The sequence below is a fragment of the Treponema putidum genome, assembly GCF_000755145.1.
Classification (GTDB): Bacteria; Spirochaetota; Spirochaetia; order Treponematales; family Treponemataceae; genus Treponema_B; species Treponema_B putidum.
In genome coordinates, this window is record NZ_CP009228.1 from 2,324,857 (window position 1) to 2,349,653 (window position 24,797).

18 protein-coding genes and 4 pseudogenes are annotated in these 24,797 nt (G+C 37.8%); 16 read left to right on the forward strand and 6 right to left on the reverse strand.

What is annotated here, in order from left to right; all coding sequences use genetic code 11:
* Positions 1-25: 25 nt before the first annotated feature.
* The 9 genes from purN to JO40_RS10740 all read left to right on the forward strand — a co-directional run bounded on the left by purN (position 26) and on the right by JO40_RS10740 (position 9,501).
* Positions 26-613 carry a phosphoribosylglycinamide formyltransferase gene (gene purN / locus JO40_RS10700; RefSeq protein ID WP_044979327.1) on the forward strand — a complete coding sequence of 196 codons (588 nt, stop codon included), beginning with the start codon at positions 26-28 and terminating at the stop codon, positions 611-613.
* A gap of 82 nt (positions 614-695) precedes the next feature.
* A complete protein-coding gene (purH, locus tag JO40_RS10705; RefSeq protein WP_044979328.1) occupies positions 696-2,297 on the forward strand; it encodes a bifunctional phosphoribosylaminoimidazolecarboxamide formyltransferase/IMP cyclohydrolase in 1,602 nt (533 codons plus the stop codon).
* A 126-nt stretch (positions 2,298-2,423) separates the two neighbouring features.
* Positions 2,424-2,729: a YbaB/EbfC family nucleoid-associated protein gene (locus JO40_RS10710; RefSeq protein ID WP_084224541.1), complete on the forward strand. Its 306-nt coding sequence runs from the start codon at positions 2,424-2,426 to the stop codon at positions 2,727-2,729.
* A gap of 14 nt (positions 2,730-2,743) precedes the next feature.
* A complete protein-coding gene (gene recR / locus JO40_RS10715) occupies positions 2,744-3,331 on the forward strand; it encodes a recombination mediator RecR (protein ID WP_044979329.1) in 588 nt (195 codons plus the stop codon).
* Positions 3,332-3,374: 43 nt separating this feature from the next.
* Complete coding sequence (locus JO40_RS10720; RefSeq protein WP_044979330.1) at positions 3,375-5,066, forward strand: diphosphate--fructose-6-phosphate 1-phosphotransferase; 1,692 nt, start codon at positions 3,375-3,377, stop codon at positions 5,064-5,066.
* A gap of 421 nt (positions 5,067-5,487) precedes the next feature.
* Positions 5,488-6,846, forward strand: coding sequence for a tRNA (N6-isopentenyl adenosine(37)-C2)-methylthiotransferase MiaB (gene miaB / locus JO40_RS10725; RefSeq protein WP_044979331.1), 1,359 nt, complete (start codon positions 5,488-5,490; stop codon positions 6,844-6,846).
* 20 nt (positions 6,847-6,866) lie between these two features.
* Positions 6,867-7,724, forward strand: a complete 858-nt coding sequence (locus JO40_RS10730) for a hypothetical protein (protein ID WP_044979332.1) — start codon at positions 6,867-6,869, stop codon at positions 7,722-7,724.
* Between the two features lie 256 nt (positions 7,725-7,980).
* A complete protein-coding gene (locus JO40_RS10735; RefSeq protein ID WP_044979811.1) occupies positions 7,981-8,838 on the forward strand; it encodes a hypothetical protein in 858 nt (285 codons plus the stop codon).
* A gap of 3 nt (positions 8,839-8,841) precedes the next feature.
* The gene (locus JO40_RS10740; protein ID WP_044979333.1) at positions 8,842-9,501 is read left to right on the forward strand and encodes a metallophosphoesterase; all 660 of its coding nucleotides are present in this window, start codon (positions 8,842-8,844) and stop codon (positions 9,499-9,501) included.
* Here the strand turns inward: JO40_RS10740 and JO40_RS10745 are convergent.
* The 4 genes and pseudogenes from JO40_RS10745 to glgA all read right to left on the reverse strand — a co-directional run bounded on the left by JO40_RS10745 (position 9,496) and on the right by glgA (position 15,227).
* Positions 9,496-10,912: pseudogene (locus JO40_RS10745) on the reverse strand (NFACT RNA binding domain-containing protein). The gene JO40_RS10740 and the pseudogene JO40_RS10745 sit on opposite strands and share 6 nt — an antisense overlap.
* A pseudogene (locus JO40_RS10750) lies at positions 10,912-13,160 on the reverse strand (TIGR03545 family protein). Before JO40_RS10750 ends, JO40_RS10745 begins: the two co-directional pseudogenes overlap by 1 nt.
* Before the next feature lies 1 nt (position 13,161).
* A pseudogene (locus tag JO40_RS10755) lies at positions 13,162-13,679 on the reverse strand (DUF2062 domain-containing protein).
* Positions 13,680-13,751: 72 nt separating this feature from the next.
* Complete coding sequence (gene glgA, locus JO40_RS10760) at positions 13,752-15,227, reverse strand: glycogen synthase GlgA (protein WP_044979334.1); 1,476 nt, start codon at positions 15,225-15,227, stop codon at positions 13,752-13,754.
* Between the two features lie 333 nt (positions 15,228-15,560).
* Here glgA and JO40_RS10770 point away from each other — a divergent pair, with 333 nt between their 5' ends.
* Entirely contained in the window at positions 15,561-16,301 is a 741-nt protein-coding gene (locus JO40_RS10770) for an SIMPL domain-containing protein (RefSeq protein WP_044979336.1), read from the forward strand.
* 101 nt (positions 16,302-16,402) lie between these two features.
* Here the strand turns inward: JO40_RS10770 and JO40_RS10775 are convergent, their stop codons facing one another.
* Positions 16,403-17,053 carry a hypothetical protein gene (locus JO40_RS10775; RefSeq protein ID WP_044979337.1) on the reverse strand — a complete coding sequence of 217 codons (651 nt, stop codon included), beginning with the start codon at positions 17,051-17,053 and terminating at the stop codon, positions 16,403-16,405.
* Between the two features lie 26 nt (positions 17,054-17,079).
* Positions 17,080-17,574 (reverse strand): hypothetical protein, encoded by a 495-nt coding sequence (locus JO40_RS10780; protein ID WP_044979338.1) that lies wholly within the window; start codon positions 17,572-17,574, stop codon positions 17,080-17,082.
* A 126-nt stretch (positions 17,575-17,700) separates the two neighbouring features.
* Between JO40_RS10780 and aspS the strand changes: the two genes are divergently transcribed.
* The 6 genes and pseudogenes from aspS to JO40_RS10810 all read left to right on the forward strand — a co-directional run bounded on the left by aspS (position 17,701) and on the right by JO40_RS10810 (position 24,795).
* A complete protein-coding gene (aspS, locus tag JO40_RS10785; protein ID WP_044979812.1) occupies positions 17,701-19,464 on the forward strand; it encodes an aspartate--tRNA ligase in 1,764 nt (587 codons plus the stop codon).
* 7 nt (positions 19,465-19,471) lie between these two features.
* Positions 19,472-20,566: a tryptophan--tRNA ligase gene (gene trpS, locus JO40_RS10790; protein WP_044979339.1), complete on the forward strand. Its 1,095-nt coding sequence runs from the start codon at positions 19,472-19,474 to the stop codon at positions 20,564-20,566.
* A 74-nt stretch (positions 20,567-20,640) separates the two neighbouring features.
* Positions 20,641-21,147 (forward strand): chemotaxis protein CheW, encoded by a 507-nt coding sequence (locus tag JO40_RS10795; protein ID WP_002669135.1) that lies wholly within the window; start codon positions 20,641-20,643, stop codon positions 21,145-21,147.
* A gap of 5 nt (positions 21,148-21,152) precedes the next feature.
* Positions 21,153-22,179: pseudogene (locus JO40_RS10800) on the forward strand (DegT/DnrJ/EryC1/StrS family aminotransferase).
* Between the two features lie 39 nt (positions 22,180-22,218).
* Positions 22,219-23,073 (forward strand): NAD(+)/NADH kinase, encoded by an 855-nt coding sequence (locus JO40_RS10805; RefSeq protein ID WP_084224542.1) that lies wholly within the window; start codon positions 22,219-22,221, stop codon positions 23,071-23,073.
* A gap of 69 nt (positions 23,074-23,142) precedes the next feature.
* Entirely contained in the window at positions 23,143-24,795 is a 1,653-nt protein-coding gene (locus JO40_RS10810) for an ABC-F family ATP-binding cassette domain-containing protein (protein ID WP_044979341.1), read from the forward strand.
* Positions 24,796-24,797 lie beyond the last annotated feature (2 nt).

Genomic DNA, 24,797 nt, shown 5'->3' on the forward strand with positions numbered 1-24,797 from the left:
TGATAATTTGTAATTGGTATTTGGAATGAAAAAAAAACTTGTGGTTATGGTTTCGGGAAACGGTTCTAATCTTCAAGCTGTAATTGACGGAATAAAAAACGGCTCCATTGATTATAAGATTGAGGCTGTGGTTTCAAATAAAAAAGAAGCCCTTGCCCTCAGCCGTGCCGAAAGGGCTGGAATAAAAACTATTTATCGTCCCTTTAAAAAAGGTTCATCTCGGAATGAATATGATGCTCTCCTTGCCGAAAAAGTTAAAGAGTTTAAGCCCGATTATGTTTTATTATTAGGCTGGATGAGAATTTTAACTGACAGTTTTATAGCTTCGTTTAAGGATAGGCTTATAAATCTTCATCCTGCCCTGCCCGGAACATTTCCCGGGACGGAGGCTATCGAGAGGCAGTACGAAGCCTTTATGAAAGGGGAAATCTCAGGCTGCGGAATTATGACTCACTTTGTTCCGGATGAAGGAGTCGATTCGGGGCCGGTAATTTTTACTGAAGAAGTGCCGGTTTTTCAGGGAGACAGGCTTGAAGATTTTGAAAAAAGAGTGCATGAGGCGGAGCATGCCCTTGTCATAAAAACGTTAAGATTTTTATCGGAGGTTCGATAAGCATCTCTGCAGAAATTCTGCCGAGATGTTTATCTTCGAGTTTTGTGCAAATCACAAAACATCGTGTTATGGAGGGAAGATTATGGGATTGGTATTGGCATCGGTTTCTGATAAAACTGGTTTAAAGGATTTTGCCTCCCGCTTAAAAGCGGCAGGTTATGATTTTATTGCATCAGGAGGAACGGCAAAGGCCTTACAAGAGGCCGGCATTAAAGTAAAAGAAGTCTCGGAATACACCTCTTCTCCTGAAATTTTAGGCGGGAGGGTTAAAACTCTTCATCCTATGATTCACGGCGGTATTTTAGCCCGCGATACCGAAGAGGATAGAGCAGAGCTAAAATCTCTCGGCTTTAGCGGCATAGACATTGTTATAGCCAACCTATACCCCTTTGAAAAAACTATCAGTTCTCCCGATTCTACTGAAAGCGATTGTATTGAAAACATAGACATAGGCGGTGTAGCTCTTTTAAGGGCTGCCGCAAAAAACTATTCCAGAGTTACGGTTATCTGCGACCCTGCCGACTATGACGAAGTTTCTTCCGAAATTGAAAAGACGGGAGAGGTTCCTCTTTCTTTACGCAAAAGATTGGCAATAAAGGCCTTTGATATTTGTACCCGCTACGATGCTGCAATAACTTCTTGGCTTAGCGGGCTAAGCCGGCTTAGCCGCAATATGGAAGAAAAGACCTCTCTTGCCCTGTGTGCTTATCCCGGACAGGATTTGCGTTATGGGGAAAACCCTCATCAAAAAGCTTGGCTCTATACAAATGAGCCTAAGGCCGGTCCCTTGGGAGGAAGGGTCTTACAGGGAAAGGCCCTTTCCTATAACAATATCCTAGATGCCGACGCTGCATGGAGGGCTGTTTCTATGTTTAAAAAACCTGCAGCCGTTGTGGTAAAACACCTTACTCCCTGCGGCCTTGCCGAAATAAATGAAGAGCCTACAAAAAGCTCTTCATCTTCTTCCCCTGATTCGGAAGTTTCTATTGCTTTAAGAGCTGCAATCGACTGCGATCCCGTTTCGGCCTTTGGAAGTATAATCGCCTTAAACCGTCCCTTCGATAAGCCTTCGGTTGAAGCCCTTGGAACCTTATTTGTTGAATGTATCATAGCTCCTATTTTTACCGAAGAAGCAAAAGAACTTTTATCCGGCAAAAAAAACTTACGCTTAATTGAAGCTCCTATGTGTCAAGAAAAAGAACCGTATGAATATAAGTCTGTCTTGGGAGGCTTTTTAAAGCAAGAAAAAGACTTAGGAGACCCCGAAGGTACTGAATATAAGGACGCAGCGGAAAGGAAGGCTGAGCCTTTAGAAAGGGCTCTTTTGAAATTTGCTATGAAAGCTTGTACCATGGTTAAGTCCAATGCAATCCTGCTCGCTGCCCCGATAGACCTGTCAAATCCCCAAAAAGGCTTTTGCTCAGTCGGCATAGGCTGCGGTCAGCCCAACCGAGTAGATGCAGCCCGCCAAGCTATCGAAAGAGCCGGCGAAAGAGCTAAAAACTCTGTTCTAGCCTCAGATGCTTTTTTCCCCTTTCCCGACACAATCGAAGAAGCGGCCAAGGCCGGCATAAAAGCCGTCATCCAGCCCGGCGGCTCAATCCGCGATGAGTTGAGCATTGCAGAATGCAATAAAAATGGAATGGCCATGCTGATAACTGGGGTAAGACACTTTAAGCATTAGGAAGCGTCATCGTTACGTTTTTTTGACTACTTTTTCGCTTGTTGTTGATAAATGCTCTTGTATTATTCAAAAAAAATGGTAAGCTATTAAAAGGTTAATTTGAAAAAGTTTTATGAGGAGTTTAAATTGAATCCCTTTGATATTATGAAAAATGCAAAAGAAATCCAAGAAAAAATTGCTAATATTAAATCTGACCTTGATCAAGAAGCTGTTGAAGGAGTTTCAGGCGGAGGACTTGTAAAAATACGTTTAAAAGGCAGTTTTGAAGTTGAGTCCATTGAGCTTGATCCTGTAGCTGTAGACAATCGAGATGTTCCTATGCTTCAAGATTTAATTAGGGCTGCTCATAATGATGCGGTTGCAAAACTAAAAGAACTTTTACAAAATAAACTCGGGCCCCTTGCAAGTCTTGCAGGCGGTTTACCTTTTTAAGAGAGGATTAAAGGATGAATGCTATTGATGCCGTTATAGATTCGTTTTCCCGTCTACCCGGTATCGGTCATAAGAGCGCAGCCCGTATCGCTTATCATCTTTTAAAGCAAGGGCCGGCTGATGCTATGCGGTTGGCAGAAGCTGTTTCTACTTTACACGAAAAAATTCATCCTTGTAAAGAATGCGGCTCTTATACCGAGGAGGATATCTGTAGCATTTGTGCGGATAAAACAAGGGATAGAGCAACCATCTGTGTGGTAGGCTTTCCTCAGGATGTAAATACGATTGCGTCAATCCCTGAATATCGAGGCTTGTTTCATGTTCTGGGCGGACTCATAGCACCCCTTGAAGGCATAGGCCCCGACCAATTACATATAAGCGAGCTTATCAGGCGTATTCATGAAGGCGGAATTACGGAAGTTATTCTTGCAACAAACCCTACAATCGAGGGTGATACTACAGCCCTATATATTCAAAAAATATTGCAGGACTTACCTGTCAATATAACGAGGCTTGCCTCAGGTCTCCCTGTCGGAGGAGATTTGGAATATGCCGACCGTTTAACCCTTGCAAGAAGTTTAAACGGCCGCATTAAATTTTAAGACAAACGATGTATGATAAGTATTTTTTTAAGGAGAACAAAAAATGAATGAATCCACAATGCAGAGATTGCGCTACCATTACGAACCGAAAATCCCAAAAGTATTTGAGGAACCTTTGAGTTTGATTAAGCCTGAAATAGGAGAGGCTACACACGCACAATCTAATCAGGCGGAGTTAAAAGAAATATTCCCTCATACTTATGGAATGCCGATTATCAGATTTGTAAAAGGAAAATCTGAAGTTGAACACAAGCCCTTAAAATTCGGTGTAATTCTTTCAGGAGGACAGGCACCCGGAGGACACAACGTAATTTCAGGCCTTTTTGATGCTCTAAAAAAGGGAAGTCCTAATTCAAAACTTTACGGTTTTTTAAGCGGTCCTGAGGGTTTGGTAAAAGGGCGTTATATCGAAATAAAAAAATCCTTAATTGATAAGTACAGAAACACCGGAGGCTTTGACATAATCGGTTCAGGAAGAACAAAGATTGAAACGGAAGAACAGGTTGAAAGTTCAATTCAAAACGTAAAAAAATTAAACCTGGATGCCCTTGTCATAATAGGCGGGGATGATTCCAATACAAATGCCGCTTTTTTAGCAAAATACTTTATTCAAGCAAAATTAAACACTAAGGTTATAGGTGTTCCTAAAACTATTGATGGAGACTTAAAAAATGAATATATCGAAACCTCCTTCGGTTTTGATACTGCAACAAAACTATATTCTGAGTTAATCGGAAATATTTGCCGCGACGTAAATTCCGCACGTAAATATTGGCATTTTATAAAGCTCATGGGACGCTCTGCAAGTCACATAGCCCTTGAATGTGCTTTAAAGACTCAGCCTAATGTCTGTTTGATTGGGGAGGAATTAGCTGAAAAAAAAGTTACCTTACAACAAGTTACCGATTATATTGTGGATATTATTGTAAAAAGATCCAAAAAAGGTGAAAATTTCGGGGTAGTTTTGGTTCCTGAAGGTATTATAGAATTTATACCCGAAATGGATGAACTTATTGAAGAAATAAACGATCTTATGGCAGAAAAAGCTTCGGCTTTTTCAAAGTTAAAAACTTTTTCGGGTAAACGTTCTTGGCTTCAAAAACACTTGTCAAAAAAAGCCTTTGCTCTTTTTGACAGCCTCCCTGAAAATATTTCTTTACAGCTTTTAATGGACAGAGACCCTCATGGAAATGTTCAAGTCTCCCGTATCGAAACTGAAAAGCTTTTGATAAATTTAGTTACCAGAAAAATAACCGAAATGAAAAAAGAAGACAGTTTTGAAGGCAAATTCAGTACCTATGCTCACTTTTTCGGCTATGAAGGACGATCAGCCTTTCCTTCAAACTTTGACTCGGATTATTGCTATACCTTGGGCTTTACAGCCTTTTTATTGGCCGCTAACGGTTTTTCCGGTTATATAGCTTCGGTTCGAAACCTAACAGATGATGTCGATTATTGGCTTCCTTGCGGTGTTCCTCTTTCCATGATGATGAATATGGAAAGAAGAAAGGGTAAAATGACTCCCGTTATAAAAAAATCCGTTGTCGATTTAAAAGGTAAACCATTTAAAACTTACGAAAAAAATAGGGATAAATGGGCTGTCGAAACAGTTTACCGTTTCCCCGGAGCCATTCAATATTTTGGAGACCTTGAAGTTTGCGACATACCCACTAAGACTCTTTTACTCGAAAAAGGAAATTTAAAAGAAAAGAGAAGAAAAAAGAAAAGTATATAATTTTTTTTAGTTGTTATCCTTGAAAGGCAGCATGGATAAACCTTTCTCCAGATGTACCACAAGGTGATACAAATTGAATATAAAATTCGAAGAGGATAAATACCGCTGTATAGTAATAGATTCAACTTTTTCTTTTCCATATTTTAGAATTCTTTCCCTTCGGACAGCGATTGAAAGGGAGCAAAAGCAATTTATAAAAATTACTTTTGCTGTATATCTTTCCGCAGTAATTTCTGCGGAAAGATACTGAAGCGATAGTGGAGCCCTGAAAAGAGTTTTGCCTTTCGGCAAAACATTGGGGATTAAACTTTTAAATTTTACAAATAGCCCCACTGACAGGACTTATGGAATATGAATATGACGAGAGCTAGACTTTTTTATGATTTTAACTTATAATCATCAACCTAACATTGAGCTAAATATGACTTACTTTTTTGAAACATACGGCTGTCAGATGAATCAAGCTGAATCCTCATCAATGGAACAGGTCTTGCTCGAAAAGGGCTGGAAGAATTCCTCCGATGCCGAACATTGCGATCTCCTTATAATAAACACTTGTTCCGTGCGTATAACTGCCGAAAACAGGGTTCTCGGCAGATTGGGACATTTTTCCGGTTTGAAAAAAAAGCGTAAGTTTTTTGTCCTCTTAATAGGCTGCATGGCTGAAAGGCTTTATACCGAAATACAAAAAGAATTTCCGCTAATAGATTATGTTGTCGGAATGTTTGAACGCAATCTTCTTCCTCAAATTTTTGATGAAATTAAAGCCCGTCTTAAAGATGACAACTACATGGCGGAGTTTGCTCATAATAATATCGAAGAAAAACCGGTATCAGGTTATTATTTTGCACCTCTTTCTCATTCGCCGAAATCTTTTCAAAGCTATGTGCCCATTATGAATGGCTGCAATAATTTTTGCACTTATTGTATTGTGCCCTATGTTCGGGGCAGGGAAGTTTCGCGTCCTGTAAATGAAATATTGCAAGAAATTACCGAGCTTTCATCAAGGGGGGTAAGGGAAATTACCTTGCTCGGCCAAAATGTAAATTCCTATAAAGGAGAAGACGGGGAGGGGAGGGTAATCGATTTTCCAAAACTTTTAAGTCTTATAGCAAAAGAAGCGGATAAAACGGATATGATAAGATGGATACGCTTTATGTCGAGTCATCCTAAGGATATGTCCGATGCTTTAATCGACACAATCGCAGCCGAAAAAAGACTTTGCAAACTTGTTCATCTTCCGGTTCAGCATGGCTCCGATACAATTTTAAAAAGAATGAACAGAGTTTACACGGTTGAACATTATAAGAACAGAATAAAGCGCCTAAAAGAAACCATACCCTATATAGCCTTGAGTACCGATATTTTGATGGGCTTCCCAGGCGAAACCGAAGATGATGTAAAGGCTACATTGGATTTGATGCAGGAAATAGAATTCGATTCAGCCTTTATGTATCATTATAATCCGCGTGAAGGAACAAGGGCTTTTAATTATCCTGACAGAATTCCTGAAGAAATAAAAATAGAAAGATTGGGCCGTGTAATTGATTTACAGCTAAAAATTACGGCAAAAAAGATGAAGGCAAAGCTCGGTAAAAAGGTAGACATCTTGGTTGAGTCCCATTCAAGGAATGAAAAGTCGGAACTTTTTGGGCACACCGAACAAGGAGAGATGACCGTAATTCAGGGCAATCCTCCCGAATCCTTAATCGGAAATTTTGCTCATGCAGAATTAAAAGAACTAAAAGGAAAAACATTTAGAGCAAATCTTATTAGATAAAAAAAGCATGGAGGTTAAATATGCGTAAATATTTTATATCGATTTTTTTTATTTTTTGTGTTTTTGGAATTTATTCTCAAAATTATTCTTTTGAAGTAGGAGATGACATAATTGCTTTTACACGAAAAAATCCGCCGGGATATTTTATCAGTATAGTTCAACTTATAAAAATGCCTGACGGTTTTCAAGAAATGATCGGTTATAAGGAAGTTATTACAAAAGAAGATACGAAATTTTTGGTATCGGGAAATAAGTTGGTAGGTGTTACCCAATATGTAAACGGAAAAGAAATCTGCCTATATGATATGGTAGGTGACGGAAAAATAGATATTATTTCTCCTTATCCAATTGTACCTGCATGGGTAATCACGGATTCGGAATACAATAAAAAAAGTTCTAAAAATAACATTGATAAATATTTGGAAGAATTTTATAAGCTTTTTAACGGTAACGAAAACCCATACACAAGTAAAAAGCTAAACAAATTAATCGATAAAACAATGCAAGCAAGTACAGATATAAAAAATGAAAACAGGGATATTATTTACGGAATATTTTTGTATTATGGACTTCAATCAATAAAAAATCCCTTTCTGGATTTTGCAAATATGAATATGGTTGAAAACACATATAAAGAACGCTTTAATAAGGGAGGACATCCCTTAATTTACTTATGGATGATAGAAGCTTTGATAAATGTTGGAGCCAATAAAAAAGACTTAGAGCCGCTGCTTAATGATATCGTAAATTCATATCCTGATTTTATTCCTTTACAAGTATATTCTTGGCAGTTGGAAAAGGATAAAAAAGTAAAAGAAAGCAAATATAAAAACTTAAAAAATAAGTATCCAAAGCATTGGATAGTAAAACAGATATAGAATTTTTATAAACCTGTATACATTTTTATACTAAATTATTAAATAGTGTAGAAATAATAATACATCTTAATAAAAAATATGGCTAACTCTAACTCTCGACTAAATGGACTCACAAAATACCTCTATGAAACTTCCTATAATGTATGTTCCGTCTACTTTATATGGGTTTTTATTGAAGAATTGATGATTTTAAAAGTTTTCATCTCCTCTTTTCTTTATCTTAAAATTTTGGTATACTTTTTTTATGAAAATTGGGATTGTAAAAAGACTTCTATTTTTTTTGATTTTTATAAGTACAAGCTTACTCTTCTTAGTCTCCGCTATTACTTCTTGCAGCAATAATGAAAAAAAAGAAATTGTTTATGAAAAAATAAAGCCTAAAAGGATTATAAAAAACAACATACTCATTGTTCTTGGAAAAGATTATTATGAGCGTAAAGATATTTTAAAATATCTTGAAAATGAATATGCTCTTGCAAGCACCGATTCTCATGTTCAGGTTTTACCCTATTCCGATATGGTAAAAGCGGCTAAACAGCCCCGTCTTAGAATGATTAACGAAAAGATTGAAGAACAAAAAACCACAATACTTATTTCTATAGGTATACCTGAAGGCGGAGGCCGTTACCTGATTCAGGCTGCGGAGAATAATCCTAATCTTTCAATAATAAGCCTTTTGCCCATGGACGAAATTCTCCCACTGGAGGCTGCCTCGGATATTGTAGTTGATTTTCAAATTCCTAAAGAGATAATGAATGAGGAAAAGGATTTTTTGATAAGCGATAATGAGGTTATGCTCTTACTTGTAGCGGCAATTTTTGCCGGTGAGGATATAAACGCTCATAACAAAAACATAAAGATTTTTCCGATAGAGGAATTTCAACAGGCTTTTTTTACGGCACAAACTATTTTAGGCAAGGAGCTTTTTCCTAATCATTATACAATTAAACCGTATACTGATTCCGATACGGGACTTCAATCTCATAGATACCTTTTAATTTATAAGGATTTTGATGAAAGTCAGGAAACGGCGGATGATAAAGAAAACTCAGGAGAAAATGAAACGGAAAATGACGGCATTATAAATCCGGATAAGCTTAAGGGAGGTGCTTAACCGGTGAATTCTTTGGAGTACTTTAATAAAGGGATTTTTGCATCTCCTGAAGCTCTTGAAAAACTAAAATCCGCCGAAAAAGCACGCCTTATTTTAATTTCGGACACACACGGTAATGTAGATACTATAATCGATATTTTAGGCCGCGAGGGAAAAAAATCCGATGCCGTTTTATTTTCAGGTGACGGCCTTGCAGATTTTTTAAATTATATAACGATTTCACAATATGAAAAAGAGCTGATGGAATGTATGCCTCCTGTAGCAGCCCTCGTTATGGGAAATTGCGATTCAAAAAAATATGTTCTAAATTTAGATGCCGGAAAAACGGGAGCGGATTTCGGCTTTAAAAAAAATCCCGAACAATATTTGGAATTTTTTGAATTTATCTTTTTAGAGGTTTGCCGTAAAAAAATTCTTTTAACTCACGGGCATGAGTTCTATGTAGATTTTGAGTTAAATACTCTTTTAAATTTTGCACGGCAGCAAGACTGTTCGGTTGCTGTTTTCGGCCATACCCATGTACCATTGATTAAAGAAACAAACGGAATATTTTTGATAAATCCGGGCTCTGCCTCAAGACCTAGAATGAGCTCAAATAAAAGTTATGGAATTTTGACAATGAGCAAAAATGCAAAACCGTCAATGGAATTTAAAAATTTATAAAGCCGATATTTTTTCTTCTTCCAATTGTTTTAAGATTTTTTCATCCAGTTTTATGGAAAGGTTTTTTTCATGGGTAGGAAGAACGGTTCCTTTGGGTGCGTTTTTTGCTCTGCGTAAATATTTTACCTGAGTGGTATATAGATCGGCTTGTCCGTTTTTTCTCGCCTTTGAATAAAAGACTGCGAGGTTTCCGGCCTTAATCAAAACAGACAAAGGTATACTCTTCCCTGCCCTAGCCTTTATAAAAACATATCCGCCTGCATAATCCCTTATGTGAAGCCAAAGGTCTGCCCCCTTAACAAAATGACGCAGAAGCTCATCATTTTCGGCTGCCGTTCGGCCTACTAAAATAGTCCACCCTTCCGAAAAGAATTTTAAGCCCGGAGCGGTTTTCGTATTTTTTGCTTTTTGCTGAACCGGAATTTTTTCTTTTTGAAGGATTTTTTGAATTAAATAAGGGTTTTCTTCCGTTTTAATTTTTTCTATTTTTTCTTTTAGTTTTTCTATTTCTTTTTCGGCCGATATAATATCTTCTTCCAAGGCATCTAAACCCGAAACGGCTTTTTTATATTTTTCGTAATATAGATTCGCATTTTCTTGGGGTGTTTTTAGGGGATCCAAAGTAATATTTATTTTTGCACCGTTTTTTGTATAGTCTTCAAGTTCTATAAATTTCATTCCCTTTTTTATCAGATGAAGGTTTGAAAAAAAGCAAATCTCCTGCATTTTTTAAACTTTGAGCATTTAAAAATTCTTCCCTTTTTGCTTTAAGTTTTGATAGAGCTTTTTCGATTTTTAATATCTTAGTTCCGTAAAGGTTTTCGGCCTCATCCAGCAGGGCTTCTTTTGAAACCTTTGGAGCATTATTAATATACCATTCTTCGACAGCCTCATTAAAAGTTTTTGTTTTGTCATACTCGCGTACGCAATAATCTTGTTTTTTTATTTTTTGAGGTTCGGGAGTCAGCCAAGTTCCGCCTGAGATTTCGCCCTTCTTGGGGCGACGGTAAAAAGCGTCGATTATAAGGTTATTTTCATCGGTTAAAACGATGTTTGCAGCCCCGCTCCACAGCCTTAAATATAAAAAAAAGTCCCCTGCTCCGCTTGCAATATGAAGGCGTATAATTCTGTCTTCGTTTAGTTGTTCCGCTTTTAGGATTTTCCCGCCCTTGATTCTGGATTTTAAAAGCTCCATAAAACGCATAGGCTTATCGAATTTAGGAATTTTTTTACGTGTAGAATGAAGCCGGCATGCCCCGGCATCAAGAGAAATAAAAAGAGTAAGAGGTTTATCTTTGTAAAGATAAAAGACCAAGGCTGTATAAGATGGCTGAATTATTTTTTGAATAAAATAGCCCTCTAATTTCAGCTCTTCAAGAATTAGATCTATTTCTTTATTGTTTAATGACATTAAAACCCGAATCCTTTTAAAAGATCTTTTACCTTGTTTTCAGCTTCTTTTTTTACCTCGTTTTGCACTTCCTGTATTTTTCCTGCAGCAATATCTTTTATGCGTTTTTCGGCTTCAGCCTTCTTTTTGTCTAAGATTTTTTCGTAATTTTTTACATCATCAAGAAGCTTTTTCGCCTTATTTGCTGCCGACATAAAGGTGTCGATTTCTTTTTTGTAAGTTTCTTTTTGTTCATTAAGCCATTTTTGTCCCTGCTTTAAAAGCTCTGCTTTTACTTTTTCAACCTGACGGGCGAATTCTTTTTTTAAGGCTGCCGCTATTTGATTATCCACATCCGTATCGACATCAAGGGTAAAACTTTCTCCCTTATTGATTGTAAGCGTCGTTTTTACGTTTATCTTTTTTATATCGGATAAAATGTTTTGATAGATTTCAAAAACAAAGGCCGGTTCGAACTTTTGCACTGTAAGAATGCTTTTCATGATTTCCATATTTGCATTGATAACTACATCCTTATCTTTAGAAACCTTTACACCGCCTCCGGTTTTTAAGATACCTGTAAGAGAAGGAACGGCATCTGCCGGCGAAGGAATATCCATATCCAAGCCTTCAAATGTAAAATCGGTATCGACGAGCTCATTGGTATAAGAACGTAAATCGATTATACCCTCTGCAGTTTCTTTTAATTTTCCGTGGGCTGCATTTAAATTAATTGTAAGAGGAATACCGAGTTTATCGTAATCATTAGTTATGGCCTTAGCTCTTCCTCCGATTTCAAAAACATCCTTTTCAGGATGATGACCTGAAAGCGAAATATTCCTTATCAAGAAAGTCGGAACCGAATCCTTACCGAAGATAAAGGTTTTGCCGGGAAGGCGTTCCATAGCCTTCGATTTTTGAGCCAATGTAAGTTCTTTTTCTTGTTTAGGCTGTTTTTGAGAGCTTTGTAAAAGTTCCATTCCTTGAACAAAATAAGGATAATATGTACCAAGAGTATTTACTATAAAAGTGTTTATAAGATCGGCAACCAGTTTTTTTCCGGTATCGATATTGATAGACTTTATTTGCCCTGCAATGTTGTTTAGGCGGTTTAAATCATTTTTAATTGCTTCGCTTGCATCTCGTGCCAGCCGGTCAACGTCCTTTATATCGTTTTGAACATCATTAAAAAGGCGGTTTGCCAAATCAAAATCATCCTGCCCCGTTTTAACTACTTTTTGAATAATTTCTATCAACTCTTGAATCTGTTTTACATCATTAATCTTATTTATATCTATGGCCATTAGTTTTTGAACAGACTCAACGGTATCTACAACCTGTTTTTCTACATCGTCCTTAGTCTTAATCCATTTTTGAGCCATCGGATCTACGGAATTTATAATTTTCTCGGTAATTTCAGGAGTTTTAAAAGCGGCTTTTTCGCGTTCAAGAATTTTTCTAGGATCTATTTGATCTTGAACGGCTTTTAAACCGCTGTCAACTGATATTTGGGATTGTACTTTTTTAACTTCAGCGTTTATAAGTTCCGTAACGGGATTCGGTTTCTTATTAGGATCAACAGGTTTTTGTTTTTTGGGAGGCAAGGCTCCGGAAGTTGTTCTTTCGGTATTCCATGTAAAACCTTCAATCGCCATATTTTCTGCAACAAATTTTCCGCGGCTTAATTCCAAAAGGTTAAAATAAAAGTCTATATTTTGGATCTCAAATAAATTGCGCATGGGCTCGTTTTTATTTGCAACCTTATATCCTTGGATTCTAAACCTAGTGTTAAACAAGTCGAAGTCTACAAGGCTTACCTCACATTTTGCACCGAAGGCAGCTTCGGAGCCTCCGACTACAATTTTTTTTGCCAATACATTTCTAAAAATATATACAAAGAATAGAACGGCAAAAACGCAGGCCAAAGCACCTAGCACTGCCGGAAAATTTACCCTTCCCTTTTGTCTGCCTATTTCCAAAGCTATTTTGTTTATTCGTTTTAATTGAGTCTTATCGTTTATCTTTGTTTTATCGAATTCGAAATACTCTTTGTTTGTTTTTTCATCGATACTTGAAACTATAAAACCTTGGATAAAATCTTTATCTGCCGGTATGAAAATCTTTTTATATATTTTTCGATTAAGAGATCTTTTTGTATAACGCTTTTTAAAAAGTTTTTTACCTTTTCAAGTTTTTTAGCTTCTTTGGCGGCCTTCTTTGCAGCTTTAAGCTCATCTTTTTGCAATGATTCGTTATTTTTATCCGTCATATTAAAAATTGTCCTTTATATCAGATATTTTTGTTAAGTGGCGAAGAAGCGGTATCTTACCTAAAAGGCCGACACCCTTTACATTTACAGCAGGCTGCATATATTTTCTATATTTCGCTACTATAATTCTTGTTAAGATGTATACGGGAATATACAGTATAAGTCCCCAAATTATGCCTCCTAAGACCATTGTGTTCGAAAGCTTAAAAAGAGCTACAAAAGGTATGTTTTCTAAGGCGATAAAGATGGGGCGTAAAAATGATAATTGAACAGCCCAAAAACCTATATTGTTTATTAGTACATCCATAAATGGGGTTACAAAGCCTAATAAAATAAAAGAGATAAAAAAGGCTCCTTTATTTATGCGGATAAAAATAGACAAAAAAACAAAAACGTAAATGTTAAATTATTTTTAGGTAATATTGCCAAAAAAAGGCCTAAGGCGACGGCATGAGCTATATCACCGGGATGAGCATTTGCATTAATGGCTCTAAAAAATGAAGTTACATATTTTATCATAGAAATAAGGCTTTAAAAACCTATTACCTCCTCTATAAACAGTTTTTGCAAGGATTACTTAAGCCCTTAAGTCTATAGCATAGAAGCTTTTTTTTCAATAGCATCGGCATATACTTTTAAATATTTTTCCGCAGCTATATTCCATCCGAACTTTTTACCCATGGCCTTGCTTCTCATCTTTTTTATATGATCTTTTTTATTGTACCATGCATAAGCTGCCCAGCCTACCGTATCATAAATACTTTGAGGACTAAGGTATTCAAGCACAAACCCCGTACCTTCGCCTGTTTCTTCATTATAGTTTTCTACAGTGTCTGCGAGGCCCCCAGTCTTTCGGACTATGGGCAAGGTTCCGTAAAGGAGGGAATACATTTGGTTTAGGCCGCATGGTTCATATCGTGAAGGCATTAGGAAAAAATCACTTCCGGCTTCAATTAGATGGCTTAATTCTTCATTGTAGCCTATATAGCATCTAAAATTAGGCAGCCTTTGTGAAAGAAACTGAATTTCTTTTTCGCACCAAGATTCCCCTGCACCTAAAACAACCATTTGAAGCTTTATATCCGAGCATATCTTAAATGCCGAGCCGTACATTGGCCCAAAAAGTTCTGAAATTCCTTTTTGATCAACCAAACGGCTTATCATGCCGAATACCGGAACGGAAGTATCTATTTCAAGACCGAACCTTTCTTGTAAAACGGCCTTATTTTTTTCTTTTTCTTCAAGGGTTTTAGAAGTATACCTATATGGAATATATTCATCTTTTGACGGATTCCAGATTGAGGTATCTACCCCGTTTAAAATTCCTGTCAGTTCTTTTTCTCTGTAACGCAAAATACCGTCCATTCTAAAGCCGAATTCGGGGCGTTTAATTTCTTCCGCATAAGAAGGAGAAACGGTTGTAAGCATATCTGAGGAAACAAGAGCTGCTTTTAAAAAGTTTATTCTGTCCCAATCTTCAAAACCTGTAGCATAAAAATCACTCCAATAAAGGCCGGTATCCGGAAAACTATGTTTAGAATAAATGCCTTGATAACCTATGTTATGAATGGTAAAAACACTTGCCGTATTTTTAAATTCCGTATTTTTTTCGGTAAAGCGTAAAAGCACGGGTACCAAGCCTGCGGCCCAATCATGTGCATGTATAACATCGGGAATCCAGGCTTGTTTTCTGCAAACTTGAAACGCAGCATGGGCTAAAAGAGAAAATCTTTTTGTGTTATCGGAAAAATCAGGCTCAAAGGATGAACCGTAAATACCCTCTCTGCCGAAGGCTTGTTCATGGTCTATAAAATAAACTTTTACCTTTGAAGAAGGCAGGTGCGACTCATAAACACCTACCCAATTTTCAGAAGAGCCAAGATGAACAGCCATTGCTCCCGGAATTTGTTTTAAGTTTTTTCGATCAATTTTATAATATCGAGGCATTACAATTCTAACATCATGGCCTTTTTTTGCAAGAGCTATTGATAAAGCCGTAACAACATCAGCCAAGCCCCCTGCTTTCGCAAAAGGAACAAGCTCGCTTGTAACCATCATTATTTTCATAAAATTCCTCCATAAAAACTTTTTGCAGGAAATATAAATTTCCGAAAAAAGTTTTTTCAAGTAGTTTTGCAAGGCAAAACTACATACAATAAACGAGGTTTTGTGCAAAGCACAAAACTCGCAGATAAACAGTGAGGCAGAATTCCTGCCGAGCTGTTTATCCTACCTCCATAAAAAATTTTTCTACTATAATAATGATAGCATAGTTTTATTGATTTTAAAAGACTATAAACAAAAAATAGTAACTTTATAATACAAAATTTTGTTGTTTTACTGTACTTACAAATGCTTTTTTCGGCTTTTGTAAGTGCTTGATTTTTTTTGGAGGCTTTTATGAAAGATTCTATTATTAAGGGCATAAAACTTATCGGCGTTTTATGCATCGGTTTTGTTTTATTTGGAGCATGCAGTCCTCAAGCAAGCGAAAAGCGTTTTATAAGCGTTACAGGACGATCTTCTATTTCCAAATCTCCTGATCAGGTTTCAATTTCGTTTTCGGTTTTTTCTAAGGATAGGGACTTATCCGCAGCAAAAAAGAAAAATGATGCGGCAATTTTAAAATTAAAGGAACTTTTTGAAAAATATAAAATCGAACAAAAAAATATAAGTATTGAACGCATAAATATTAACCCTAGATCCAGATATAGAGACAATGGTGATGAATATTTTGACGGATATGAAGTGGTACAAAACATAGCCGTTCTTCTTACAAAGATTGAAGATTACGAAGTATTTTTAACCGACCTTTTAAATACGGGGGTAGATAGAATCTATAATGTAGGCTTTTCGGTTGCCGATATGAGGAAACTAATGGATGAGGCAAGGGCTGAGGCCGTAAAAGCAGCTGAAGAAAAAGCCATCCTTCTTTGTAAGGCTGCCCCCAACGGCGGTAAGCCCCTTTCTCTAGGAAAAATAATCAGTATAAGCGAGAAACCTACAGCTATGTATAATTATGATAATTACGTAGCCCAAAATATGAAACAAGCCTATGATGAGGCCGCAGGCGGAAATTTTTCTCCCATGGGACAAATTGAAGTTTCTGCCGAAATAAGCGTTATTTTTGAATTGGAATAGCTATAAGGTGGATTACAGCCGACGGAGCTTCAAGACCTACAGCCAGCAGAGCTTCGAGGCTACCCCTGCTCTGAACGGGGGCACTCCCCCTAAATCAGCTCTTAAAAATATATTTCCAAAACTACCCTTTCGGAAAAAAGTATGGTTATCGGAATTTCAATTAAAAATTGGTCATATAAATCTAAAAATGTATAATCAAGTTCTTCCTTATCATTTTTAAGAACTACCTTACTGATATTTTTTATACAGGATTTACTGATCAATAATCTATATTTTCCTGTTGCCAGCAATGCCATAGCTGCCTCATCTTTGGTAGGGTTTTCATTTGATTTTTCTGAAAAAGAAGTCAAACTAATTATTGCTTTTTCACCCGTATATTTTGGAATAAAATCTATTGCATCTTGGGAATTTATTTTTTTTAGAATATTTTTATCATTGTAATTTATATTCATGTCTATTAAGTAGCCAATATCAACCGGATCATTTATTTTCGATAGTTTTGCCGAAAAAGAGCTTAACTTAGGAATATCGATGAGTTCCTTAATTTCTTTATCATTAAAAAACTCTTCATAATTTTTATCTTCATTAGATAAACTTCCTGCCATCTCAAAAATAAGTTTAGAAACCGTTATCTTTATTGTGTTTTGCTCGGAACCGTCAGGCAGACATGTTATATGCTGCACAATATCTATGCAGCCAGTGCAAGTTAAACATAAAATAACAACCAAAACTAAAATACTAAATTTTTTCATAAAAATTCCTTGTTATTATAATTTAATTATTTACTCTTCTGTTCCAGCTTTTCCGTCAAAATTTTTGATAAGGCCTCGGTATCTATTCCCTCTTCAATAGTTATACTAAAGCCGTTTTGTAAAAGAAGAGATATTTTTCCGTTGTTCTCAGTCTTCCAAGAATGGATATTATCCCATGTCAAAAAGTCTCCGTAAATAATACCGTTTTCGTAAACACCGGCTGCTTTTGAATACTTAGCCATTATATAAATAAGCATTAGTATACTTAAAAATAAACCGATTAAGCCTACAATTATATTTTTATTTATAGCACTATAAGAAAAAGTTATTGCGGGAAATGCAAAAAGCGCAAGGCTTAGGTTTTGCTTTTTTGATATTTTCCCTTTAAAAGAAATCAATTTATTACCCATCGCTTTTGCCTTACCGGCTATGTGCTTTCCAAAAACTACAGGAATAAAATGAAAGACTATCAACAATATAAAAAATACAAGATATAAAATAATCAATATGTTTAAGTTCATTTACCTTCTCTCCAATATTTTCATAATAAACTAAACATAAAATTTTTGCAAGAGTAAAAATCTTTATGATTTTTTCCCTCTTGCATAGCTTTTGTATTTTAACTATAATATTCAATTATGGAAAAAATGCAAAGAACCGTAACCTGCGGCGGCTTAAATAAGGATTTTGCAGGAAAAACTGTTGTTTTAAACGGCTGGATTCACCGAAAAAGGGATCACGGCGGTATTACTTTTTTAAATTTACGCGACCGTTACGGTTTGACTCAGGTGGTTGTGGACGATGATGCAAGCGAAGAATTAAAAGCTCTTGCTATAAGCCTCAAGCAGGAATTCTGTATTGCCGTTGAGGGGCTTGTAAGGCCGCGCCCCGATTCTATGATAAACAAGGAAATGGCAACGGGAGAAATCGAAGTTAAGGCCTTAAAGATTGAAGTGCTTTCAAAAAGCGAGGTGCTTCCTTTTCAGATTGACGAAAAAACAAATGCAAACGAGGACTTGCGGCTTAAATATAGGTATTTGGACTTGCGCTCAAAGGCTATGCAGGATCATATTATTTTGCGTTCAAAATTCGCCTTTGCTGTCCGCGAATTTTTAACTTCAAAAGAATTTTTGGAAATTGAAACCCCGACATTTATTAAGTCCACGCCGGAAGGAGCCCGCGACTATCTGGTTCCCTCCCGCCTTTATCCGGGAAAATTCTATGCCCTACCCCAATCTCCACAGATTTATAAGCAGATTTTAATGGTATCGGGCTTTGATAAATATTTTCAGATTGCACGCTGCTACCGCGACGAGGATGCCCGAGGCGACAGACAGCCCGAGTTTACTCAAATCGACCTTGAAATGAGCTTTGCTTCCCGCGAAGATGTTTTAAGCTTAACCGAAGGGATGATGCAGTATGCTTTTAAAAAGAGCATAAATGTAGACCTTCCGAAAACCTTTGAACGCATAAGCTACGACGAAGCTATCGATGTTTACGGCACCGATAAGCCCGATCTCCGTTTTGAAATGAAGATGCAGGATGCAGCCTTTATGGCCGAAATCGGAAACTTTGCAGTATTTAAAGATGCTATTTCTTCAGGCGGAGCCGTCAAGGCCTTGGTTGTAAAAGGACAGGCGGAAGCCTATAGCCGCAAAAAAATTGAAGAGCTTGAAGCCGCAGCCAAAATATACAAGGCTAAGGGCTTGGCTTGGATTAAGGTAACGGAAGGCGGTGCAAAGCTTGAAGGCGGTATTTCCAAATTCTTTGAAGGAAAGGAAGCGGAAATTTGCTCAAAACTCGGAGCCGAAAAAGGCGATTTAATTCTTTTTGTAGCCGATAAGTACAAGATTGCCTGTACGGCCTTGGGAGCCGTCAGAAGCAAGCTCGGAAAAGACTTAGGCCTTTTAAACCCTGCCGAATTTAAATTTGTTTGGATTGTGGACTTCCCCCTCTTTGAATGGAATGAGGAAGAAAACAAATGGGATCCGGCCCATCACATGTTCTCGGCTCCTCAAGAAAAATATATTGCAACAATGGAAGAAAATCCCGAACCCGTAAAAGGAGACCTCTATGACCTTGTGCTAAACGGATATGAGGTAGCCTCAGGCTCCATAAGAATTCACAACCCTGAACTTCAAAAGCGTATCTTTAAGATTGTCGGCTTTGATGAAAGCGAAGCTGAAAAGAAGTTCGGCTTTTTAACCGAAGCCTTTAAATACGGGGCACCTCCCCATGGCGGCATTGCTCCGGGACTTGACCGCATAGTGATGATTATGGCAGGCGAAACCTCGATAAAAGAAGTAATCGCCTTCCCTAAAAATTCCTTTGCAGTAAGCCCCATGGACGACAGCCCCAGCGAAGTAGACCAAAAGCAGCTGGATGAATTGCATTTGGCGATTAAGGAATGAGGCTTAAATGAAAAACATTATTTTGACCGGGGATAGACCCACAGGAAAACTTCATATAGGGCATTATGTAGGTTCCTTAAAAAACAGGGTTGCCTTGCAGAACTCCGGTAAATACGACGAAATCTATATTATGATTGCCGATGCGCAGGCTGCAACCGACAACTCGGATAATCTTGAAAAAGTGCGCTCAAGCGTTATCGAAGTGGCTTTGGATTATCTTGCCTGCGGAATAGACCCTCAAAAATCGACAATCCTCGTGCAGACTCAAATCCCCGAGCTTTGCGAGCTTACCTTTTATTATATGAATCTTGTTACATTAGCACGCCTAGAACGGAACCCTACGGTCAAAAATGAGATTAAGCTGAGAGGCTTTAACACAGGTGCCAACGCCGGCGGAAACACCGGTGTTCACACCGGTATACCTGTAGGGTTTTTAACCTACCCTATAAGTCAGGCAGCCGATATTACGGCCTTTTTAGCAAATACCGTTCCCGTGGGTGAAGACCAAATGCCCATGATTGAGCAAACGCGCGAGATTGTCCGCTCCTTTAATTCTCTTTACGGGGAAACCTTGGTCGAACCTAACGCAATTTTACCTTCAAACAAAACCTGCGGCCGTCTTCCCGGAACCGACGGAAAAGCCAAGATGAGTAAATCCCTCGGTAACTGTATTTATATTTCGGACAGCCCCGAAGAAATCAAAAAGAAGGTAATGGGAATGTTTACAGACCCGAATCACCTCCGTGTTGAAGACCCTGGGAAGGTTGAGGGAAATCCTGTATTTACCTATCTTGACGCCTTTGCCCGAAATGAGCACTTCCCTGAGTTTTGGAATGATTATTCGTGTTTGGATGAGGTTAAGGATCATTACCGAAAAGGCGGTCTAGGCGATGTTAAAATTAAAAAATTCTTAAATAATATCTTACAAGAAGAATTTGCTCCAATCAGGGCAAAACGGGAAGCCTTTCAAAAAGACTTACCTTCCGTTTATCAAATCCTGATTGAAGGCACTAAAAAAGCAAGAGAAAAAGCCTCATCTACAACTCACTCGGTACGCTCTGCAATGAAAATAAACTATTTTGAGGGAATGATTAAAAATTGATAAAACTCCATTTTACCCTTGAATTTTATGTGTATGTATGATAATATCTTAGAATATTGGAGGAAGGAAACTATATGGCAAATGCAGGAGGCCTTAACAAAAAGGCCAAGGTTGAAAATGATGACCTTTTAAAATTAGTTACATTCCAACTTGGAGAAGAACTATACGGCGTAGAGATTATGGATGTTGACCAAATAGTCAGGGTTCAAGATGTAAGGCCTATTCCTAATGCTCCGTATTATGTTGAAGGAATTTTTAACCTACGAAGTGAAATCATTCCGGTAATAAGTCTTCACAAGAGGTTTCACATAAAAAAGGCCTCTTTGGATGAAGGGGATGAATTTTTGGGCGGCTTTATAATCATAAAGGTCGAAAACAACAAGATAGGTATTATAATTGATAGAGTAGCCCGTGTTGTTGACGTAAAAAAAGAAGAAATACAGCCTCCGCCCCAGATGATTGCAGGTATCGGAGCCGAATACATTAACGGCGTTGTCCGCCGTGATCCGGGCTATTTAATAATCTTGGATATTCACAGGCTCTTTAATCCAAAAGAATTACAAAAGATTACGAATCTATAAAAATTATGAAAATACCCGTTTACAGTTCCACTATAAGACGTTCCGAAATGGATGCTGTTCTTACATGTATGGTCGAGGAAAAAATAGGCCCCGGCGAGATGAACCAAAAACTTATCAAGCAGGTTTGCGAAGTCTTTCAAACATCCGGAGCCGCTGCGTTTAGAAGCCCGGCCATAGCTTTAAACTATGCTTTAAAAGCCTTAAACCTTGAAAATGGAGCACCGGTTATTATCTCAAGCCTTGCCCCCTCTTGGCAATATGTAGAATTAAACCGCCAAGGGTATAAACCGATTGTGCTTGATGTAGAAGCCGATTCCGTTTTTCCTTCCTTTGAGAGCATTGAAAATGCGGTTCAAGCCGGCGGCAGAGTTCTTGTCCTACATGAAACATTGGGCTTTTTACCCGATATCGAAAAGATATTAAGCTTAAACATTCCCGTAATAGAGGATATTTCTCAAAGTGCAGGAGCTGCCTACAAGGAAAAATATGCCGGCAGTATGGGAGTCTTTTCGATTTTGGGACTGGAAGAAAAGGATATTCTGACAGGAGGAGGCGGAGCTGTCTTACTTGCTCCCGAAAGGCGGAATGCAATAGTTTTAAAAAAACTTTATGACGAATCCCCTCTTACGGACCAATTGCCCGACATAAATGCTTCCTTGGCCTTTGTCCAGCTAAAACAGATGTCAAAAAATATGGAGCAGCGCAAGGAAATGCACGAGTCCTATATCCGCTCTTTGATGCAGGGGAAACATAAAACGATAGCTCAAAAAGAAGACACGGTAAATCCGGTTTATTCTTTTCCGGTTATTTTAAATTCGGGAGTTTCGGATATACAAAAATATGCAGCAAAAAAGGACATAGACATAGAGCTTGCTTTTAAAAATTCTACCGTCGAATACCTAAAAGAAAGTAAAGAAAGCTTTATAAATGCATCATCTCTTTTACTAAGATGTGTTCTTTTTCCTCTTTATCCGCGATTGGGTGCAAAAAAAATCGGCAGAGATTGCAAGGGTTTTAGCTACCCTTCCCTAATTTTTAGTTAAACTTGAGTCTTTTTAAGGAAGATGAATTTTGAAAAAAGCCCTTATAGTTTTAAGTATTGAAAAACCGAATGCAAAAAATATTTGTAAAGAAATCGAAACTTTTTTATCGGCAAAGGGAGTCGATTCTTTTGTATATAAATATGACGGAATCTCCCATTCTCCCGAATTAAATGAAGACTATGATCTTGCAATAAGCCTTGGCGGAGACGGTACGGTTTTATTTACTGCCCGTTATAGTGCTCCGCGGCATATCCCCGTTTTTCCGATAAATTTAGGGCGCTTCGGCTTTATAGCAAATATCGAACCTAAAGAATGGGAAGATGAACTTTTACACCTCTTAAACGGAAAACAAGCCTTACATAAAAGAATGCTTCTTTCAGCTTCAATAAAGCGGAAAGATAAAGAAATTGTAAAATATGAAGCCTTAAACGATATTGTAGTTTCCGGTTCGGGCATAGCAAAGCTGATAAACTTGGATATTTCGTTTAACGGAATTTCTTTCGGTATTTTTAGAGCTGATGGGGTGATTGTTTCCACTCCTACAGGTTCAACTGCCTACTCGGCAGCCTCAGGCGGGCCGATTTTGGATCCCGATGTTTCGGCCTTTGTTTTAACTCCTATTTCTCCCTTTTCGTTATCGAACCGCCCCTTGGTTCTTCCGTCATCGGGTCAAATGAAGATAAAAATTCTTCCTGCAAGAGTGAAAGATATTATAGTTTCAATTGACGGACAGGAAATGGTTTCTTTAAAAGAAAGCGATGAGGTTATAATAAGCGAATCTCCAAATAAGGTAAAAATGGCAGGCTGCTCTCCAGATAATTTTTACAAGGCCCTTAGGTCAAAGCTCGGCTGGTCGGGTTCTTCCTCGCCTAAATTAAATTGATGCATAAAATTTTGACACAAAAATTGAATTGATTGACATTTTATTCCCTTTATTGTATTATTGTAGTTTATGATTACAGTAAGCGATTTAAGTTTAAAGTTCGGCGACAGGCCTCTTTTTAAAGATGTCAATTTAAAATTTACAAAAGGCAACTGCTACGGAATTATCGGTGCAAACGGAGCCGGAAAGTCCACTTTTTTAAAAGTGCTTTCGGGAGAATTGGAACACGATTCCGGTGAGTTCAGTATTACCCCCGGCGAGAGAATGGCTGTTTTAAGGCAGGATCACTTTGCCTTTGACGAATACAGTGTAAAAGACACGGTTTTTATGGGCTATCCTAAGCTCTACAATATTAGAAATGAAAGAGAAGCCATTTATGCAAAAGAGAATTTTAGCGAAGAAGACGGAATAAGGGCTTCGGAGCTGGAGGCGGAATTTGCCGATTTAAACGGCTGGGAAGCTGAAAATCAAATAGAGCAAATTCTTTCAGGTTTAGGCCTTGACGAAAACTATCATGACAGAATGATGAGCGAACTTGATGAGGGGCAGAAGGTAAGGGTTTTGCTGGCTCAGGCTATCTTCGGAACTCCCGATATTCTTCTTTTGGACGAACCGACAAACGGTTTAGACCTTGAATCCATAGCATGGCTTGAAGAGTTTTTAATAGACTTTCCCAATATTATAATTGTTGTTTCTCACGACAGACATTTTTTAAATACGGTTTGTACCCATGTTTGCGACATTGACTACGGCAAAATCCGCATGTATTCTGGTAACTACGATTTCTGGTACCAGATGAGCAGGATTATGCAAAGGCAGGCTAAGGACCAACAAAAAAAGAGAGAGGAGAAAATGAAGGATTTGAGGGAGTTTATCTTACGTTTTGCCTCAAATGCTGCAAAGAGCCGTCAGGCAACCAGCCGAAAAAAAGTTTATGATAAACTGGCCTTAGAAGAAATTGAAGTTACAAGCCGCAAATTCCCTTATGTTCATTTTAAACCCAATAGGGAAATCGGAAACAATGTTGTCCGCACCGAAAAAATCTCTTATAAAACGCCCGACACGGCCGAAGAAAAAGGAATTCAGCTTTTAAGCGATTTTTCGTTTACGGTAAACAGAACCGATAAGATAGCCTTTGTAGGTCAAGAGCATAATTCAAAAACCGCCCTCTTCGATATTTTAACCGGAAAATTAAGCCCCGATTCGGGAGATGTTTACTGGGGACAGACAGTATCCTATGCATATCTTAATAAGGACAATTCCGAGTACTTTAATAACGATTTAAATATTACCGAATGGCTTAAACAATATTCCCCCGACCAAGATGATGCCTATGTAAGAGGCTTTTTAGGCCGAATGCTTTTTTCGGGTGATGAGTCCTTAAAGCCCGTAAATGTTCTATCCGGAGGCGAAAAGGTGCGCTGTATATTGAGTAAGCTCATGCTTTCGGGAGCAAATGTTTTAATATTGGATGAGCCGACAAACCATCTCGATCTTGAAGCTATCACGAGCTTAAACGATGCCCTTGTAGAATTCCCCGGTGTTATTCTTTTTAACTCTCACGACCATGAATTTATTTCTTCAATTGCAAATAGAATTATCGAAATTACCCCCAACGGCGTAATCGACAGGATGATGAATTTTGACGACTATATAAAAGACGAGCACGTCAAAAAACTGCGTGAAGAACTATACGGCAACACCAAAAAGATGCAGATTTAAAA

Coding starts and splice junctions, on each gene's coding strand:
- JO40_RS10730 (WP_044979332.1), top strand. CDS start 6,867: ATGCGTAAATATTTTATATCGATTTTTTTTATTTTTTGTGTTTTTGGA.
- purN (WP_044979327.1), top strand. CDS start 26: ATGAAAAAAAAACTTGTGGTTATGGTTTCGGGAAACGGTTCTAATCTT.
- aspS (WP_044979812.1), top strand. CDS start 17,701: ATGCAAAGAACCGTAACCTGCGGCGGCTTAAATAAGGATTTTGCAGGA.
- JO40_RS10810 (WP_044979341.1), top strand. CDS start 23,143: ATGATTACAGTAAGCGATTTAAGTTTAAAGTTCGGCGACAGGCCTCTT.
- purH (WP_044979328.1), top strand. CDS start 696: ATGGGATTGGTATTGGCATCGGTTTCTGATAAAACTGGTTTAAAGGAT.
- JO40_RS10780 (WP_044979338.1), bottom strand. CDS start 17,574: ATGAACTTAAACATATTGATTATTTTATATCTTGTATTTTTTATATTG.
- JO40_RS10775 (WP_044979337.1), bottom strand. CDS start 17,053: ATGAAAAAATTTAGTATTTTAGTTTTGGTTGTTATTTTATGTTTAACT.
- miaB (WP_044979331.1), top strand. CDS start 5,488: ATGACTTACTTTTTTGAAACATACGGCTGTCAGATGAATCAAGCTGAA.
- JO40_RS10795 (WP_002669135.1), top strand. CDS start 20,641: ATGGCAAATGCAGGAGGCCTTAACAAAAAGGCCAAGGTTGAAAATGAT.
- recR (WP_044979329.1), top strand. CDS start 2,744: ATGAATGCTATTGATGCCGTTATAGATTCGTTTTCCCGTCTACCCGGT.
- trpS (WP_044979339.1), top strand. CDS start 19,472: ATGAAAAACATTATTTTGACCGGGGATAGACCCACAGGAAAACTTCAT.
- glgA (WP_044979334.1), bottom strand. CDS start 15,227: ATGAAAATAATGATGGTTACAAGCGAGCTTGTTCCTTTTGCGAAAGCA.
- JO40_RS10770 (WP_044979336.1), top strand. CDS start 15,561: ATGAAAGATTCTATTATTAAGGGCATAAAACTTATCGGCGTTTTATGC.
- JO40_RS10720 (WP_044979330.1), top strand. CDS start 3,375: ATGAATGAATCCACAATGCAGAGATTGCGCTACCATTACGAACCGAAA.